Raw genomic sequence first — 19326 nt, 5'->3', positions numbered from 1 at the left:
CCACACTTGACCGAAGCCAAGTATTTTCCGGCAAAGACGCCATATAGTCTCTCAACCGTCCTGTTTCGAAGATGAGAATAGCTATGTCAAAAAATCGGATATTATACGCCTTGGGCACCATGAGCCTGTTGTTAATGCTGGCCCTTATCACCCCGTTTCTGCTGCCTGATCTAGATGACATTGGCAACACAACGGACCTGACGCCTGTGCCCCTGACTATAGGGGACCATCATTTTGACATCCCCAAAGCCTATCTCTGGTACAAGCCAAACTGGACGGGACAGGTTGACCAAGCCATCCACATGGTCGCCACCCTCCCCGATCTGGCGCCTTATAGCGAGGAAACCAAAATCTTTTACGAAGGCGGGCCGGGCCTGAAATACAAAGTGTCGTTCGATATTCTAAACACCACCGCGCCTATCCAGACCGCCTTCGGGGAAGAAGGGCTGACCTCCTGTCTTAAAAACTGGCAAGATTTCAAGGTCTGCTCCCATCCGCAGCAGCCTCAAAGATTGGAAGTTCTCATTCATCAAGCGCACAAGCTGACTTTCATTTGCCCAAAGATAGGCACCCAGCGCTCCCCCATGTGCTCAACCACCCTCTCTATCCGTCCCGGCTTAACTCTAAAAATTGAAATGCACGAAAAACACCTTCCCGAAGCCAACCAAATCATCAAAGACGTAACGACCAAGGTCCAAGGGTTTCTCTCTAAGTAACGGAAAGCGGATTACTGGACCCTACCCGTGTGCACCACCGACACAACCGGCCGATAAGCCGGATCATAAAAAAAGAAGAACCAAACTTCTGATATCAGATAAAAATCAATGCCCTCTCGCTCAATTGAGGCTTCTTTAGTGTCCTAAAAGTTGCTAGATATATCAGGATAGTTTTTCTGATATAGTTTCACCTATGCGAGCAATGATCATGGCAGAAATGCAAAGAACACTCATAAAAAAGAAACGCCTCCTGTTTATCAGCGCCGTACTTGGAAGCAGCTTGCTCACTGCATCCCATGGTCTCGCCCAAGATATCTCCTCGCATTCCGAAAATATCTCTTACAATCAAGCTATGGAAGCAAGAGCCCAGAAGATACGTGCCCTGCTCATGGGCGACGTCTGTCAGGATCCTCAAGCAGCCGCTGCCCTCTTGGCTGAACCTCGCCCCCAGCCCCCCGGTGCCTTGCCAAGTGAACATACTACAACCACATTGCAAGAACTGCCCGCAGAATCGGCAGCCACAAACACCGCACAAAACACAGCGCCACCCCCTGCCAAGACAGAGGAACCGGCCCAGCTGACGGAACATAAAGAACAATCCAATAAGACACTGTCGCGCCAGGATATTGCCACAACCCTCAATCAAACAACCGTTATCATTTTATCTGGTGACGGAACCGGATCAGGTTTTTTTGTAACGCCTGACATCATTGTCACCAATCGCCATGTTGTCGCCAACGATAGTGATGGCAAAGTCGGGATCGTTGGTAAAGCGCTTGGGACACTCTATTCCGGTCAAGTTATCGCCGCAACAAAGTCACATGCCATCGGTCAAGCAGACTTTGCCCTGGTTAAAATCAGCAATTATAAATCTCAAACGATTTTGCCCATTACGACACAGGTTCAGGAACTTCAGCCCATCATCGCCGCTGGATTTCCCGGCCAGTTTTTGGGACGGGATAACAATTTCAAGCGCTTGTTAAGCGGTGATCTCTCCGCCATGCCGTCTATTGTCTTCTCCAAAGGTGAAGTTATGTCACTGCCCCAAGACATTGGCGGCACCAATACCATCGCGCATTCCGCCGAAATTTCACCCGGCAACAGCGGTGGTCCTTTGATTGACAATTGCGGGCGTGTTGTGGGCGTCAACACTTTCGGTGCGGGAAGCGGTGGCGGTGCCAAATACGCCCTCTCCACAAAGCACCTCTTGGAATTTCTAAGAAAACACAACATTCAACCCACCACACAGCAAACCTCCTGTGAAAGTTAGCTATAAAAAAAGGCTTTTGGATCCATACCAAAAGCCTTTTTCTTAGTTGTGATTTGTATGACCTAGCGCCCTTGCACCATCATATCAATATCCTGTTCAAGTTGCTCTCTACGCTTTAACAGCGCCTCAAGCTTCTTTTCGCGTGTTGCTTCATCTGAAAACGTATCACTTTTTGCCAGCTTCATCTGCTGCTGCAATTGTTTCAAACGGTCTTCAAGTAACTGATTATCCCCTTCTGCCGCCGCTATTTTCTGCGCCATGACCTTCAGATCATTTTGCAGGACCACATAGTCCTGCTCCAGCTTATTTAATCGTGCGGACGTTGCAGTCTTCTGTGCAGACAAACGTTCGTTTTCTCGACGCAAAGCAATCGATTTATCTTGTTCATCCTGCAAAGAGGTTTCACGCTCCTCAATCCGTCTGTCATAGCTACCGGAAGTCAAACCGGCAATGCCGTCAAACAAGTTTCCTTTCGCCGGATCCGACGACGTCTGACAGGCTGCCAAGCCTATAGATAACACGGCCATGCCCGTGACGTGTGAAAGTGATTTTTTCATCTTTATCAACCTAACCCTTGCATACCGCCGCGGCGATCCATAAGGACATCCAGTTCCTCTTCCATCATTGCAATTTGATCCTGAATACGGGCGACTTCAACATTATAGGAACTCAGGGTCTGTGGGCTTACATCATTGCGTTTGGCAAGTTCTTGTGAGGCGACCTGATATTGTTCATGTTGCTTTTTAAGCGCCGCAATATTGCTTTCCAGCAGTTTTGCATTGTCATCGACCAACGCCAATCGCTGCGTTGCTGTTTGCTGTGTAATCTTACCCGAAGCCAGTTCTTTTTCAATTTGATCAATGCGGCTCATATCTTCTTTGATAACCGCGCGGGCCGTATCAGCCATTTCTTTTGCTTGTGCATTGGACGTCTGCGCGTCTGCAATCATAGAATCAAGCCGTTGTTCTTCAGATGCGTATTGTTGCTGGCGCTTGGTCACATAATAGCCACTGGCACCGCCCATCACGGCCCCTGCTGCTGCATAGCCGATGGCGTTTTTACGATTTCCCGATACAAGCGCAAGCAGTCCTCCAGCCAACGCCCCCAAAGCCGCCCCGGTCGCCACATTCGACGTCATCTGGCTATTTTGCTCACGCAACTTCTGTTCTGCGGGGCTCAGGTTAGCATTGCTTGTCCCGCCCGTGGTCACACACCCCGTCACCATAAAGGCACTGATCAAAACAGCAGCAACCCCACGTCTGCAATTTTCTTTTAGGTTGATAAGCATTGTTTCACTCCAAATCTCAAAATAAATTTTTATTCAATTTCTAACTTCACCCAATCGTCCAGCCACGGCCCTTTTTTAACCTGCATCGTGCGTTGGTAAAACAGAGCATGCTGCAAAAACAGAGCCGCCTTCGGTATGGTCGTATCCGCCCCCCGACCTTTTGCCTCGACAGATACAGATTTCAACTGCTTCTCCAACAGGCTTTGTTCATAGTTATCTGCTGTGGTAATGACGTTATACGCGTAAAAACTCAAATTTTCGTCCAGAATGCGGCGTTCTTCATTTAACTTTTCTTCTCTCGCCGCCAAGTAGCGATCTTTCTGCCCGCTTTCCTCCTGACGTTTTTTACGCTCTTTGATAAAGTCGCCCAACGTCTGAACCGCGATTGCATCTCCTTTGATCTTCCCCCCCAGGAACGCCCCAAGCCTAAGCGCTGCTTTCGCCGCTTCGGAGCGTTGCAGATCACGCGCCTGAATAGACGAACGCATGGCCAGACGAACATCATTTAGCCGTTTCTTGGCGTTGTCATCCGTAATTTCTTTGATGATTGCCCCCAGTTCGACTATTGGATCATCCGACACCTTCTCCCCGATACTCACCGCCTTGGCGACAGGCGCTGCCGGTTGTGCCGAGCCCAATCTCTCCCACTCTTTCTGGATTTCAGCCAAACGTTCTTTTGAGGTTACAACAGGGCCAGTCAGGACCAAGCGAAAACCTGTTGTCTTACTTTTACGCGCCCCCTTATCCGTCATAAAGGACTGCTCAACACGATAGGAAGTCCGCATACTTTCCTGTGACGTAAAATAGTTTCCACCGCGAACAGAATAGCCACCGGCCTGACCATGCGGACGGTCAAGTTTGTTTAACTGGAACAAGTTGACGGTCATCTCGTCTGCATTCCCCAACACATCATGCAATCCGAGGGGGTTAGGCTTCAACAGACCGGCAAGTTGCAACTTACCGTTCGCAGATTTGGTCCCCTGAAACCAAGCATACCGCGCCAATCCTTCTTCCATCGGGAAGAGGCGTTCTTGAAAGTCTGCTTTCTCAACATTAATACCACCGCGTGCTGCGAACTCCCATTCAATGTCACTTGGCAGTCTTAAATACCCGTAAGATCCATCTTCTTTCGGTAATTTATCCGGTGCATTTTTAACTAACCAATCTGAATAATTTTCAGCAAAGCTCATCGCTTGCATCCAGGAAATATTCACCTTCGGTAAACGTCCGGGCATCACAGGTTTGGGGCATTTGTCACTTAACGCATCATACTGCGCAGACATGACCTCATATTTACTAATCAGATAATACCACTCATCGGCTTGACCAGAAAAGGCCCCCGCGATGTAAGTTACATAAGGGCTTTCGGCATAGCCCACATTCTCATCAGAGCCGCCAAGGGTAATTTTATAATCATCCACCACGCTCTGTTGGGGGATAACAACCTTGCGAAAAACCATCGCCCCCCCGCACGGCATGGGAAGGACAACATCCCCCTCACTGGTTTGCGGATTATAAAGCTTTTCATTCCACGGCTTTACATCTTCTGCCTGAGCCACAGATGTGCCCAAAAATACCAATAGCGTGGCAAGACCCGACAGAGACCGAGCCATAGATTTGAAATGTAACAATTCCATATGATGTTATCCCCTTATAAACACCATCATACTTCACGCAAACTTTCCGCAGGATCAATATGCGTAGCACGCACAGCACCGACAAATGCAGAAAACAAAGATAAACCTAAAGTAAGTATAATTGTGTAACCATAAGTTTCGAGAGTCAAGCGGCTTGCCAGCTCATCTGCGACCAAACTTTCCGACAAAGTGGTGTTTAAATAATATTCAATAATTTTGTAAAGACCAATGGACAACACCGCCCCCAAAAAAGCCACCAACGCCGCTTGTATGATGGGAAAAATCACGATCGCCTTGGCGCTATACCCCAACAAACGCATCAATGATAAATCCTTACGTTTACGCTCGACACTTGCCCATAGGCTTGCTGCCAAAGACAATGCATATCCCGTAATCCCAATACTGGCGATGATCAAAAACAAGCGGCTTAAAACACGATCAATCGATCTTACGGTTTCAATTTCTTTGGCACGGGTTCTCACTTCCAACCCCTGCCGTCTCAATTCATCCGCTAAGACCTGTACATCCTCAAGACCTTTTGCATAAAGCCGGATGCCCGCATAATCTCTTTCGTTGCTTCGTGCCCCATTCCCTTCCCAGCCAAAGGCCGGGACGGAGAAACCATCTTTATATTCTTCGACCGCCAGTAAAAACGCCAAAGTCACAAAGGCCGCATCACGTTGATACGCCGCTTCGCTCAAGACCCCTTGCACCTTCATCGTCAGTCGAACTGCCTGCTGTTGCCCATCCAGTCGGCGCGTGACCATCACTGGTAAAGGGTCGCCAGCCGACACCGCCAGCTTCTTCGCCAATGTGTGGCTTACGTAGACGCTCTGGTCGTCAAGCGGTGGCACCGCCCCTTCTAAAAGGGGATCATCTGTTGCTGTCGGGACAAGTTCAATCCCGGAAACAGCGCTCATATCACGTTTAAAAACAACAAATGTCGCGCCCAATGTGCGGGTTTTTGCAATGGCAAACAAGACATCGGATCTATTTCTCAGACCCGTAATATCTTCTTCCTTAAAATGGCCATTCCCCACAATTTTAACTTCCAAGGTGTACGGGTCCGATTTCAAGCGATCCGTCATGGTCGTGACAATACCGGTCTTTAACCCGAATAAAACAAGCAAAGGGGTCAACACTGCCGCCAAAGCTAAAATCAAACAGATCGAAATTTTCCATTCAAACAGAAAATCCTTCAAGGCCAACACCACAACTGTTCGTCCTTGGCATTTAGGTGACGTAACGCGATCCTTACCCATCCGACATCTCCAGAACAGATACGGTCCCTTTGCCTGATTTTAGTGATTTCACCTCAATCGGCACTTCCCTCAACCCGAAATGACGCGCAAGCCCTTTCTCATGCGAGACAATAATCGCACTCGTCCCGAAATCCTGCACAAGGGTCATAAATAAATCCATGACACGATCCGCATTTTTGCGATCCAATGAGGCCGTGGGTTCGTCCGCCAGAATTAAACTGGGCTGATGGGCCAACGCACGCGCGATACACACTCGTTGACGCTCCCCAATTGATAAAGCTTTTGGCTTTTTCTTTAAAAGGTGGGAAATATTCAACCGTTCAATGAGGTGTTGAACCACCTCTTCATTGCCTTGCCCCAGCAACCTTTGGGAGACCCGAATATTTTCATCTACGGATAAAAAAGGGAAAATCCCCCCCGTTTGCAAAATATAACCAAGATACTGCGCTCGAATAGCGCTTAAGTCAGCTTCTTGGCGATTATTCCACGCAGCCTGCAAATCAGTTTTCCGACCATCATTCGGGGTAAACACAAACTCTGCCCCTTGATCGGGTTTCAGCACAAGCCCAATCAGGTCAAGCAATGTTGATTTACCGCACCCACTTGGCCCTGTTACACAAATGGCCTGTGATTGCGGGACACGCAGGTTTCGTACATCCAAAACAAACCGGTTCTCGCCCTGCCCGCGGATACGTCGGACACCACTTAAACACAAAACAGGTCCATGTGTGGTGTCCTGCCCCGTCATGGCAACGCTTCCAGCGGCACCGGATAAACAGCATCCCCAGGATCAGCCCCTTGATCCAAAAAGACCCAGCGCGCCACATCATCGTGATAGCGTTGATATAATCGGATTTTACGTTCGACCTCATCTAAAAAGGCCTGCTGTTCACCAATAGACCAGCTTGCCCACAGTTCCTGATCCATGCTCATCACCTTGGATTTATAGGGAAGATCATCAAGATATTCCCCCATCAATCCAAGTTCGACCAACTTCGTCGCATCGGGATTATTGACTTGCGAGGGATCCCGCCCCATCACGGCTGCTGCAGATCGCATGCTGTCAAAAAAGCCTTCGGGTGATAACTGAGACATTTGACCTGCTGTCAAAATTTCTTTCATAACCTGCTGCATATCGGAGAGCTGGTTTTTTGTCAGAAGGATACGAACATCCGTGGTCGCGAGATCTGGCTTAATCAAATCCCGGTCAGAAACCCATGCACTAAATAAATCGGGTGCCTGCGTCCCCTGTATGCGGCCCAAATAGGCAAGGCGCATCGCGTGCCCAACCGCTTCTGCCGACTGGGCGGCTTTTTCGGCCTGCGTTTCGCTGACCTTTTTCTCATCAGGGGCAGAACGGGCGCTGCCCACAACCTCTTCCCCTGACATGGCGCCACGCACGTTTGCGACAATAGACATGCCCAACTGATCTATGATATCGCCAAATTGTTTCACATCACCCGTTTCCACCCCATAATACAAGGGTTTCGGGATACCTTGGAATGTGGACAAATCTTCATACTGGGCCTGTGCTGAGGCATGATTTTTTTTGCCTTGTGGTGTCTTTAAGTGCAACGCATACAAAGCCACGCCACGTTCCTGGGCTTCAAGGCGCACTTGACTGGCATCCAGTCCGGTGCCGGAGAGTTCGTCCCCCCCTTTCAAAGCACCCGCATCCGTAATTAACACGAGATAGCGACCGCCAAACTCATTCCATTTGACCGTTTCCAGCGCCGACATCACACCGGTATACGCATCTTCATCAAATCTCTTGGAAGACACCGTCGCAGGCTTAAGGTCTTTGACCTTGTTTAAAAAGTCATCCCCACCTTTGACGTCGCTTGGGTCCACAAAAACACGACTGACATATTCCAACCCCGGGGAGGCCTCCAGACTGGAGCGATAGGCCACCAGACCAAAACGAACATGATCCGCCATGCCTTCACGTTCGATCACCTGATAGACTTTTTTGACGGCCTCGCGGGTTCGCTCAATATAGGGGCCCATCGAGATGGTTGAATCAACCACAAAAACAACAGACGCTTTAAAGTTACGGAGCATCATCTCGTTATTTTCAGGTTTTTCCTCCGTCTTTTGCCCCGCTAATCCCGTATTTCCCTTGGTGACAGAAGCGATATTTAAAGCCCGCACAGAATAACCGGACCCCGTATAGGTTTCTTCAACATCCAAAATTGGCAATAGATAAAACTGCTTTGAAATATCGATAAAATTCTCAGGTTCAATCGACACAATTCTATCGTTTTGCTGGCCTGCCTTTGCTGCCTCCAACAAGGGTTTTACGGCCTGCGCCGGATCGAAATCCTGTACAACACCTAACAAATCATCGCGCGAGGCAAACATCAAAGCGCGCTCCCGCCCTGCCGGGTTGGTAAAGGCCAAGGTCAGTTGCTGTTTCCACATAAGCGTGTCCACGCTCGGGATCCATCCCTCAACCTGCCCTCGCGTATTGCTGCCGACTTCCAACCATTCTTCGCCATCCACGGTTTTGCGACCATACACATAAAGGACAGTCATTGCCGCTTGATCAATCCCCGCGCCACGCTCCGTTTTAAACGAAACCTTGGCACCGGGGCGGGTCAATACGCGCTGATAGAGTGTCTTCTTGCCATCCATCAACAAAGGCGTCCTGCTTTGTGCCGCCCCGACCTGCGGCAGCATGATATTTGCGGCCACCGCCAGCATCAACACCAATAGAAAGCGACATTTGAACCTTGCGACAAAACAACTGACCCGCTGCATATTCTAATCCTTCAAACTTAAGTTACTGGTATTGAGACAACAATGACTGCGCTTCAGCGTCGCCGCCTTCTGCCGCTTTCGTCAACCATTCCACGGCTTTTTCTTTTTGGAAACCTGACGGGTTTTGCTCAATCAAAACACGCCCAAGCTCGCGTTGGGCTTCCACATCGCCGTTTTTCGCCGGACCTTCATACCAATATGCCGCTGTTTCCGCATCTGCATTTGGCAACGGGCTGGTTTCTTTTGAAAAATATTTAGGATCATACATACGCGCCAACAGCAACGCTGCCTTTGCATCCCCTTTGCCCGCAGCTTGACGGTACAAAAGCATCGCCCCATCCAATCGGCCTTCAGCCTTCATTTCTTCAGCTTTCGCAAGCAAGGCAGGCGCATCAGGATTGGTCGCAAGGAAGTCTTGAACAATTTGGCGTGTCGTCAACGTTGGTGCCGTCGGTGCGGCTGGCGGCAAGCTTTGTGCAGGTGTTTGCGTGCTGCTAACCTCTGGGGTAGGTGTTGCCGGTGTGGCTGTCGCCGGATCTTCCGTTTTACTGTCAAACAGGCCTGAATAGAACGCGATCGCCCCCCCAACTAAAAGAAGTGCAATCACAGCCAAAGCAATAAACAGCCCCTTTTTGCTGCTGCTCTCGGCAGGTGCCTCAACAGTTGGTGACGGTTGTGGCTCAGGCTGAGGTTCTGGCTCTGGTATGGAAACCGGCTCCTCCACGCAGGCAGGCTCCTCAACAGGCTCCGGCTCTGGCGCGGGTGTGGTTGTTCCCGCCGCTATAGAGCCAACCGTTGACGTCATGCCAGCGCCACCAGCTTGTGACGACAACAGCGTAACCGATGTTTTTTTGATAACACCGGCAACCGTTGCCCCCCCATCTTTCAAAAACAATTGAAACATAAAGGAGGAGAGACAAGACGCAAGCGGGTCCACCTGACTAGGCCCAATGGGGATCACACACTCCCCATTGTCATCCTGAATATTGACACTCAGCCAATTTTCATTTGTCAACCAACCGCTATCGCCCAAATAGCTACCGTCCCCGCTTCGTTTGATCGCGATCTCAACCTGATCACCCGTTGCAGTATAGTCCGGAATGCGAATTTCAGCGAAGCCCGGCGTCTCGTTTGAGACAAACTTTGGTTTAATAGACATGATTATCCCTCATGATTTGGCGTATTTTCCACACCATTTTTGCCTTGAATTTGAGCAATAATCTGCCCTAGTCGATAGTTTTGATCTGGGGTGATATCCCGCCCACTGCTATGTCCGATATTGTCTACAGCAAGTTTTCTAAATCCGACAAACCAATCCAGAACATACTCCCGCGAATACAGCACTGGATCCTCCGGTAGTTCGGTAAAGGGCTCTTTCCGACGTTCAAACGTCTTTCTTTGTCCCGAAGATAAAGCGTCAGGGCGATCAGCTAAATTTGTTGCGGATAAGCCCAAATAATCAATAAAGTTATTCAATTCACGCGACGCAATCTTCACTTGCTGCCCTGCCAGAGCGTAGCGCGTAAGACCGCTTCGACGTTCTACTTTTTCCAATGCCGTTGACATTTGCTCAATCAGTTTCAGACGGCTCGCGCCGACAGATAATTCTGTCGCAATCTTGCTCACCGTTTCCGAACTGATTTTCATGTAGGACTGAACTTTTTTGTCCGTGCTCAGGCGTGACAGGTTGCGTTGCCAATCCTGCACAACGGCTTTTGCAAATTTATTATGAACACTGCCAGAAGCATGCATGCCGGCGTCTCCATCGTTTTTCGCCGTCTCAGTGCTTCCCCCGGCAAGATCACCGAAAATATCATTCAAGCCACCAAAGGGAGAGTTTGATCCGCCCATCCCAGACGATCCATCGTCAACAGATTGCGCCCCTTCGTCACCATCGGGTTGTTCAACCTGCAAATAAAGCTCCTTCAGATCCTTTTGCTTGGGCTGCATCACCGACAAAAACTCAGCAAAGTAACTCGCGGAGGCCCCGAGATCATCCCGGACCTCATCTGCAATTCTCTGTTTTTTAGTGACTTCTTCAGGTCCCTCACTGGAAAACATATTCCCAAACATATCTTCGACAATATTTTCAGTGATCGAGGACACTTGCTCGCCAATACGATCGATTTTGTCCTGATAATTTGCGACATCGCTCAGATATGCAGCAATGCGGCTCATCCCCCCGTCATTGGGCGCAATCATGGCCTCCCAAGCCGCCTTTGGGTCGGAAAAATGACGATTTACAGCATCAGCTTCCATAAAGGATTGCTTCAGAAGGTCCATATGATCCTGCATATCTTCACGGATGCCGCTTTCAACACGGGTTTCTTTATCCGTTACAAAAAGATCACCCGCTAAGCCCGGTTTTCGGACCAGAAACATATTGTCAAACGGCTTATCATCGGACCAATGGTTGACCCACTCGCAACGATCAAACCGTTCCAAGCCGATCTTTTCAACCATCGAGTTCCATTCCCCCCGTCTCATTTCCAGAGACTCAGACCCTTTATAGCTCATTTTCAAATCGAGCTGGGTAAAGGCCCAGATCAATCCGGGGCGACGCTTGCCCCGCTTGCTCGCATCTTCACCTTGGGTCCGTGTCACCCAACTATCGACCGCATCCGCCAGCTCATTAATCTCGATTTGTGCATTGGATCGGGTACAAAGCAGCAAAAAGCTCATTTCTTGCTGACTGATATAGCGCTCAAACAAATAAGCAACCTTACCCCGCAACAGCAACGCCGCAACGGGATCAGCATCTCCCTCGCTACGAACAGCCTCTTTCACGCTGCCATAATCCGGCACTTTCAAGCGCCCGCGGTATCCTGGGAAATCCAACAGGTCCATCTTGTCCATAACATTGGCTTTAGGTTGATCTGCCAGAACAATTTTTAATTCTGCAACCAGCGCAGCCAGACCAGACCGCGCGACACTCGTTTCCGCGCCGAAACCGCCGTCATCGGTCACAGGCAGCACTTTAACCTGATCCTCCGCATCTTTACCCAAGCGTGACAAAATATCGACATTCACAATACCATTGCGCTGCGAAAACCCTTTTGCCCCCGGATCATCCGATCGCGTCACCAAAGCATCCAGTGACAAAAAGGCCTGACTTGCATGACCAAGCGTCGTCAATGTTTCACACATCGAGCGATAGGCCTTGGACAAATCGTCGATATCCCCCCACAAAATCCCAAGCAAGCGCGAACGATCCTCAAGGGTCAAATAGGGTGCCAAATCTACAGCTTGGTTCCAAAAAGATTCCAACCGGCCACCGGGCAGGTTGTTGCAGTAATCCATAATGTCGACCATGTCATCTTCATCAATCCCCCCCGTCAAAGTAGGTTGACGACGAGAAGACAAAGACGCGATCCTTGCGTTTAATTCCGCAACATCCACAGGTTCTTTAAACTTCGCGTCAAAATCAAATGCATAGCTATTGGCAAAAATTTTGATGATATCGCTTTCTGAGAGCAGCTTTACATCCACCGGAAACGCATCCGGTGCCTTACTTTGCGTACAGGTAAAGCGGGTAACCAGCCCCGTCGCTTCGCCACCACCCCCGCTTGGGTTAATATGGCTGATGAAGTTAAGACGATCATTCCCCATTTTCGTCTCAAGTTCCCCATTTTCATTCATCGCCAGCGTCGAAATCAAAAAGGACTTTCCGGCCTGAGATACACCAAAGACCCCAACTGACAACGGCTTGGACAACGCATTGCCCAACTGACGTGTTTTGTATCGGTATCGACGCAACTCTTCAATCATGGTATCTGCCGCCCCGTCTACAGACTCGGCTGTGCGACGAACATCCTTGACCCAATCAATCGCCTGTCCGCTGCCACCACGAATACCTTGGCAGCGCTCTGTGAGGTCCATGCGCGAATATGTCATTTCAGAACTCCCTTCAAAAAGGCAACAGCGCGACCATCGACCACACTCCCATTATCCAACCAGTAAGACTGGTCACCACCACTTCCTTGCAGCGTATTCAACTTCATTTTCAAACTCCGGGAACTCACCGTATTCCCCGTGCCCTTCACCGAAATATTTTGAATAGCAAACTCTTTCATGCGTATTGCATCTCGCTTCTGACCTGACATGTTTCCGAGTTTAAGCGTCACTTCCAGCGTTTTATCCCCGTACTTCTGGCGCGCTTCTTCCCCGTTATAATCCAATGTATAAAGCTGGCTCGCTGTCCATCTTTCCGCCTTTAATTGACGGAAGCCCAAACGCGTTAACCCATGCATTTCAAAGGATTTTTCTTCCAGTTCAGAGCTGTCATCCAACAAATCCAAATTCGCATAAATGACTTCATCTTCCTTGATGACGTTACTTTGTCCCATCGTGCCAAGGTAGCGCACCGTCGAATAAGGCTTAAACGCATTGGCTCTAAAATAGAAACGCGGGATACGCCCCTTACTCAGCACGCATAACATGGCCCCGACCGCAGCCGTTGTTTTCGGGTCATCAATCCGCCCGCCTTTATGGAATGGGTACCAGTTTCCAGCTTCATAATCATGCAGTGGAATAATGCGATCTGGCGGAAGCGGCAGAAGAGAACGAACGATCCCCTTCACCCCCGGTAAACGAGAAGGGCGACCACTCAACAACAAGACATCACAATTGTGAAGGTGCACAATTTCGCACATTGCCTTCAACGGCTTAGCAATTTCCACATTGAAACCCGTGAAAACCTTGTGAAGATAATCCAGGTTCAAACGGATTTCGACATTGCGTAAATCAAAGGTCTTATCACCGCCCAGTTCGTCCCGAACGGCCTCATTAAATTCGTCATACAGTCTTTCAGAAGGCGGATCTATGTCATCTGAAGCACGTTCAAAGAATTCTGAAATTGTAAATTGTTCAATGTCATTATCTTCAAACGGTACAAATTTTTCGTACTGGCTTAACACGTGATGACCAAGGGGTTGCAGAACTTGTAAAGCAACCTGTTCGCGCAGGCGCGACACATGAACATCGCCCGCCTCATGACCGATCAATCGAGACAACAATACATCCGGCGCCAGGATACCGCAGTCCATCAATCCACGTGCAATGTCCGGGATAATGGTGTGCTGCAGGACTTCTAACAAAATATCATCCCCGGCAATTTTAAAGCCGTCCATAAAAATATGTTCCGGGATGATAGACACATTGCCACCACTGTGCCCTTCCAGTTCAAAGTCCGTAATCACCACGTCAGATGTGCCGCCCCCCACATCGATAGAGGCCACGCGAATTTTTTGTTTTGTGCCATCCAACGCAGCCGAGTCAGGTCGACGGATACACTCAAAAAATTCGTTTGCATTCCCGTTGAAATGGTTCTGAATTTCGCTATAGAGGTAAACGACCTGCGCACACGTCGCCTCATCCCATTGCATACTGATGTCCGGGAAATCCGGGTTCGCCAGCCTTTTGCCTTCCTCATCCATACCCGCATCATCTTCGTGCCAGCCTAGCGATTTCCAGACCAGCGCCAAAGCTTGCTCTACCCGATCTTTAAAGATATTGCGTTCCTGAATGGGCATGGAAGGCGGCAGCGTCATCACCAAATGACGCAAACGACGCGGTACATCAGAAAACTGCATAGACATCCGTTGCGACAGGCTGTTGATCTGCGTCAACGCCTGCACGATCACTTCGGCGACCATAAAGGTCATCAAAGAACTCCGGCAATATTTAGGTTCAAAGACCGGCATTGAACTCCCATAAAGTTCCACGCTGCCCGCATCTTCTGACACAATCGTGTATAGGGCATTGCCATAATCATTGATGTAATCGGTGAACGGCGAGACAGTCGCAGGCATTGCGCGCTCATCAGGTCGGTTTTTATGCAGGTTCCACCCATGAAGACTAGGCGCTTGATCCCACAAATATCTTTTGGGGCTGGAAACCCCTGTATTTCCTTCCGTCCCCCGTCTTTGCGACGTAAAGCGTGTGGCCTCTGGCCCAACCCGAGAAATCGTTGGCCATAAAAAGGCGTCATTTCGTCCACTCGCCGCAGAAAAGTTTTCTTTGCCGAAATTCGCTTTGACAAATTCGACGCGGCTCTCAAACGGTTCGTTATACACAAAGAAGGGTTGAGAAACGTCCCGCAGCGCAAGCTCATAGCGCTTCTTCATTTCATCGACACTGGCACCGCTATCGTAATCTTCAATCAATATCCCGCAGGTCCGCGAGTTACCGATATCCAGAACCAGATCAACATTAACAGGAACTTTATCCGAACGTTTGGCATCATTCATGCGCATCTGGATGGTCGGCGGTTCAATATAATCACGTAAAATCGCCAAAAAATTCATGTAATGGGCAAGATGTGTTTTTTTCGCTAATTCATCCTGCACATCTTCCAGCGTCATGCGCGCACGTCCCAACGCATTGTCGCGGTATACTTCCTCCAACCACTCTTGCAGCCAAGATTCATTCAAAAACCAGCCAATCTGATGCGTCTGGGCAAACAGGGCGAATTGTTCCCCATTATTGACATCCGAAACCGTCGGGGCGAGATATTTACGCTGATCATTATCATCCAGAATTTTAGTATCAAATGCCAGACACACCCGAAGTGTATACCCGTCCGGATCTTCATCATCCTGCATTTTTCTGATATTTGCCCGCGCCCAGTTGGTCGGCCCTTCGGTGGCTTCAATGGTGCCATCCGTCGCATCTTTCGTGCGCAAATACGGGATAGGCAACCAGACCTTTTCCAGCAAATCTATCGTTTCATTCAGATACACATCTTCCCAACCGGACGTCACGAATTCCCGCGGCTGTCCCGGCAAAGCATAATTTTCGCCAGACTGATCCGGGACCAAACGCACAAGACCCAAGGGCGTATCCGCCTTCAGAAACAGTCCCGGTTGCTCTTTTTTAAACTCAAGTCGAGACGCGAAATCCATAAACTGGATACCGCTTTTCGACACAAGAGTGACGTTTCGTCCCAAATTAATAATGTCAGCGAGCATAGCTTTATACCTTTTGTCTAATCTGATTTTTTTCTGAGCTGATTAACGCACAATTTCTACTGTAAACGACTCACCATTTGGATACTGCCCCTGACACACACCGTCTTTTTGCTCATTTAAAGAACAGTTTGTTGTGGAGGGCGCGAATTTTTGTCCGTCAGAGCACACCAATGCACCGTTCTGGGCAATATTTAAATTTGCCTGATCAATCGTTGCAGATGCGGGTCCCTGACACACATCCCCGTTACTGCGATGAATGGTTGCCGTCCCTTGACCATTTTTGAAGTCATATATCACTTCAGTCGGTTTACCTGTCTGACTATCAATCAAACTGGTAATAGAACGCCACCGACCGTCCAAAAAACTGAGATCGCCAGACTGCACCGCCCCGTCTGGAATTTGCAGCGGCAGATTACTCTCCCCGCCCGGCTCACTCGCGCCATTTTCAGGTAGCGGTGTGGGCATTGGTTCAGGTGCCGGCTCAGAGACGGGGGCGGGCGCAGGCACAGGTGTTTCAACAGCAGGCGACACACTTTCAGCAGGCAACCCCGCTTCACTGTTGCCAACCGCACCAGATCCACCGGCCGCCAAATCCGGCACCCCCGGTAAAGCGGGTGCTGACGGCACCTCCGGCATCGTTAAGGTGGGCACCTCAATCTCTGGGGGGGAGAGGCTCGGCGCGGAAAGGGCGGGACGCTCAAACCCCGGCATGCTCGGCACCCCCAAAGGCAATCCGCCCAAGAGGCTTAGGAGCCACCATAAAAACAAAAGTAACAAAGGGATCAACAGCAGGAGCAAAAGCCACCACGGCAACCGCAGCCACCAGACCCGCTTGTCCCTCACTGCGGGTTCTTCTGCGGCGACGGGCGTCACCGCAAGCGCTGTTTGTGGCGGCAAAGATACATGTTCTTCCACGCCTGCCCCATGCAGCGAGAAGCCCCAAAACGTAATAACGGGTTGTCCATCCACAAGATACACATGATCCGAGCCGGGATATCTTAAGGCGTGATTGAGCAAACTGCCAAAAAGCTTTTGGTCGGAGCCAGCACCTGACGCGCTATATGTATCGGCCAGATCCGCAACCGCCTGCTGAAACGCGGCAATCTTCTCACGCCCCTTTGACTGTTGCTCCGCTGTCGCCGCAGACCAGGCAACAACCTCCCCCGGATGTGTGGAATACCAGTCAAACGTATTACCTTGATCATTGCGAACGGGAATAGCCAGCACATCGGCAACATCCGCGCCGGCCTTTCGTGCCAACACATTACGCAATTGCGTTGCGGAGACATAGACCTGATTTCCATCTACACCCAGCGCCTGAAACTCTTCTAGTTTCCCCTGCCGCAGCAGCTCTCCTCGCATTTTAAGACTTCCCCCGCCCTCTAATAAAAGTAAGTATATCCATAGCTTAACACTTCCTCAATTACATTTTTGTGAGGGAGACCCCCGGTTCGCTGCCTGAAGAAACATTTGGGTTAAGTCGTCCGTTTTATTGGCTACAATCACCCGGCCGCCCGTTGCCTCAGCAATACACTGGCCCACCCCATCTAGCGCGTACAATGCGCAGGCGCAACCTGTCCTGCCGCTTGTTCAACAATACCGGAGATCTGGGACATATCATCAACGTTTATGATTTTCCCGCCTGTTGCCTGTGCAAGACAGCTTCCTGCACCGACACCACCGATATCAACCACATTAATAACGACGCCCGGCTTGGCGCGGGCTATGGCTTGCGCTGCCTGACACGGGTCTCCGCCACAGCTATCCTGACCATCCGAAATCACCAGGATGACACTCTCTTTGACATCCCCCGTAATGATATTGCCAGCCCGTTCAATCGCTCGGGCCAAAGGTGTCCCGTCCTGTGGTTTCAAACCATTTATCGTCGCCATCATTTCAGGGCGACGGGCAGCCTCGTAAAAATCATTATTCACCGTCCCACCACAAGACCCGAACAAAATCAAGCCTGCGGCCACATCCTTAGGCAAATTACCAACCATCTGATTTACCGCATTCTTTGCATAATCCAAACGGGTCGGACCTGATGCACGTGACAACTTGGAAAGCTCCATCAAAGCCGCTGTGTCGCCTTTATTCGCTCTTTGCGTCAACGTATTAATGTACTGCGGGTCTTCATTGACCCCAAACGCCATAGACCCTGAGACATCAAAGACGACAACCACCTCCGGTGCTTCCCATGGCTCACGCGTATCCGGGCATTCTGCCTGCTGAACTACCGGTTCTGCCTGCTCTGGCTCTGGTGCTGACGGTTCTGGCTTGGCTTCCTCGACAGGTTCCGACGGCACCTCCGCTGGTGGTGGCGGTGGCGGCGTGACAGGTTCATTTGTCAAGTCAGGTTCAGCTACAATCGGCTTTTCAACAGTTTCTGGGCCTTGTGGGATAATCGGTGTTAAATCAGGTACAGATCCATCTGTCGGCATTTGACAAGCGGCAAGCGCCAAACGCAGTTGCTCCTCAAGCTGATCAACCTGACGCGACAAATTTTCCGATCGCTGAATTGCAGCTCTTTCTTCCAGCGTATTTGGAACCCCCTGAGGCGAAACCGTAGACGGCGGCGTCACCGGCGGCACCACATTTTCAGGCGGCGGTTGCAACGGCTGCGTCGGGAACGGTCGCTCCGGCTGTGCAGCCGGCAAGTCCGGGGTTGGTTCCGTAACGGGGGACGCTGGCGTCTCTATTGGTGGCTGTAGCGTCTCTTGAACAGGATCATCCTTTAAAAACCAGGTCACCAACCACCACAATAACAACAAAAACAGCAAAATGAGGAGAGCCAAAAGCCCCCACCTCAACCAGACTGGCAGTCTTCGATACCAAGGCAGGTCTTCTTGCACCGGCTGTTGCGGCATGGCGTCCGTCGTTAAAGGTTGAACCGCTGGCGCCAGCGGCAAAGCTGCTGCGGTCACATCCCCATAGCCCCAATAGGTCAGGACGGGCTGCCCGCCGACACTAAATAAACACGGGTCGCCCTTATACCGGCAGGCCCGTTCTAGGGCGGGGGCCAGGTCCGCATTTGCCGAATCGACGTCGGGCAGTCGGGCAGACAGATTTTCAATATCCGCAAGTTTCATCGCCGCGTCACGGCGCAAGGTTTCTTGTTGATCAAGGGGGAGTGACGACACAGGCTCAACCATCCCCGGAAACTCAACATTCCAGTTTGTCTCGCGTCCAGAAGGCGATGGCTCAGGTTCGGCGAACAGGTTGGCATGAGCGTCAGACAAGTGTGTGCGTAACACCTCTCTCAGCCGCGAAGATAAAGGAGCATCAGCCCAAATCTCATTTTCGCCAATAACATCTGAATTAATTTGTTGCGCGACAAAATATCGACGAGACATACTTCCCACCCCCTTATCTTAAGTCGCATTATTGAAAGCCTTGCGGTATGAAATCAACCACAAAAATAGTAA

The 19326-nt window shown here is 50.2% G+C and carries 13 protein-coding genes; 2 read left to right on the top strand and 11 right to left on the bottom strand.

Annotated features, from left to right (window positions below):
* Positions 1-83: 83 nt before the first annotated feature.
* Both Q397_RS0101915 and Q397_RS0101910 read left to right on the top strand, forming a co-directional pair.
* Complete coding sequence (locus tag Q397_RS0101915; protein WP_028877979.1) at positions 84-716, top strand: hypothetical protein; 633 nt, start codon at positions 84-86, stop codon at positions 714-716.
* A gap of 208 nt (positions 717-924) precedes the next feature.
* Positions 925-1986: a S1 family peptidase gene (locus Q397_RS0101910; protein WP_205618784.1), complete on the top strand. Its 1062-nt coding sequence runs from the start codon at positions 925-927 to the stop codon at positions 1984-1986.
* A gap of 62 nt (positions 1987-2048) precedes the next feature.
* On the opposite strand, the gene Q397_RS20610 is transcribed toward Q397_RS0101910, so the two are convergent.
* From Q397_RS20610 to Q397_RS0101855, 11 genes are all read right to left on the bottom strand, one after another.
* Complete coding sequence (locus tag Q397_RS20610; protein WP_038012630.1) at positions 2049-2543, bottom strand: hypothetical protein; 495 nt, start codon at positions 2541-2543, stop codon at positions 2049-2051.
* 5 nt (positions 2544-2548) lie between these two features.
* Entirely contained in the window at positions 2549-3274 is a 726-nt protein-coding gene (locus tag Q397_RS23755) for a coiled-coil domain-containing protein (protein ID WP_028877977.1), read from the bottom strand.
* A 29-nt stretch (positions 3275-3303) separates the two neighbouring features.
* Positions 3304-4911, bottom strand: coding sequence for a formylglycine-generating enzyme family protein (locus Q397_RS20600; RefSeq protein ID WP_051609611.1), 1608 nt, complete (start codon positions 4909-4911; stop codon positions 3304-3306).
* A gap of 26 nt (positions 4912-4937) precedes the next feature.
* Positions 4938-6173 (bottom strand): ABC transporter permease, encoded by a 1236-nt coding sequence (locus Q397_RS0101890; RefSeq protein ID WP_038012628.1) that lies wholly within the window; start codon positions 6171-6173, stop codon positions 4938-4940.
* Entirely contained in the window at positions 6166-6921 is a 756-nt protein-coding gene (locus Q397_RS0101885; RefSeq protein WP_038012625.1) for an ABC transporter ATP-binding protein, read from the bottom strand. The genes Q397_RS0101890 and Q397_RS0101885 overlap by 8 nt, the downstream gene beginning before the upstream one ends.
* Positions 6918-8933 (bottom strand): vWA domain-containing protein, encoded by a 2016-nt coding sequence (locus Q397_RS0101880; RefSeq protein WP_240475008.1) that lies wholly within the window; start codon positions 8931-8933, stop codon positions 6918-6920. Before Q397_RS0101880 ends, Q397_RS0101885 begins: the two co-directional genes overlap by 4 nt.
* Before the next feature lie 22 nt (positions 8934-8955).
* A complete protein-coding gene (locus tag Q397_RS0101875; protein WP_028877973.1) occupies positions 8956-10092 on the bottom strand; it encodes a tetratricopeptide repeat protein in 1137 nt (378 codons plus the stop codon).
* A gap of 2 nt (positions 10093-10094) precedes the next feature.
* Positions 10095-12827: a virulence factor SrfC family protein gene (locus Q397_RS20595; RefSeq protein ID WP_051609610.1), complete on the bottom strand. Its 2733-nt coding sequence runs from the start codon at positions 12825-12827 to the stop codon at positions 10095-10097.
* Positions 12824-15901, bottom strand: coding sequence for a virulence factor SrfB (locus tag Q397_RS20590; RefSeq protein ID WP_051609609.1), 3078 nt, complete (start codon positions 15899-15901; stop codon positions 12824-12826). Before Q397_RS20590 ends, Q397_RS20595 begins: the two co-directional genes overlap by 4 nt.
* A 42-nt stretch (positions 15902-15943) precedes the next feature.
* Positions 15944-17263, bottom strand: coding sequence for an SrfA family protein (locus Q397_RS0101860; RefSeq protein ID WP_028877972.1), 1320 nt, complete (start codon positions 17261-17263; stop codon positions 15944-15946).
* A gap of 185 nt (positions 17264-17448) precedes the next feature.
* Positions 17449-19254, bottom strand: coding sequence for a VWA domain-containing protein (locus tag Q397_RS0101855; RefSeq protein ID WP_028877971.1), 1806 nt, complete (start codon positions 19252-19254; stop codon positions 17449-17451).
* Positions 19255-19326: the final 72 nt, after the last annotated feature.

This window comes from Terasakiella pusilla DSM 6293 (assembly GCF_000688235.1).
Classification (GTDB): Bacteria; Pseudomonadota; Alphaproteobacteria; order Rhodospirillales; family Terasakiellaceae; genus Terasakiella; species Terasakiella pusilla.
Note: the sequence above shows the minus strand (reverse complement) of the source record. Positions and strands in the feature narration are given on the sequence as shown.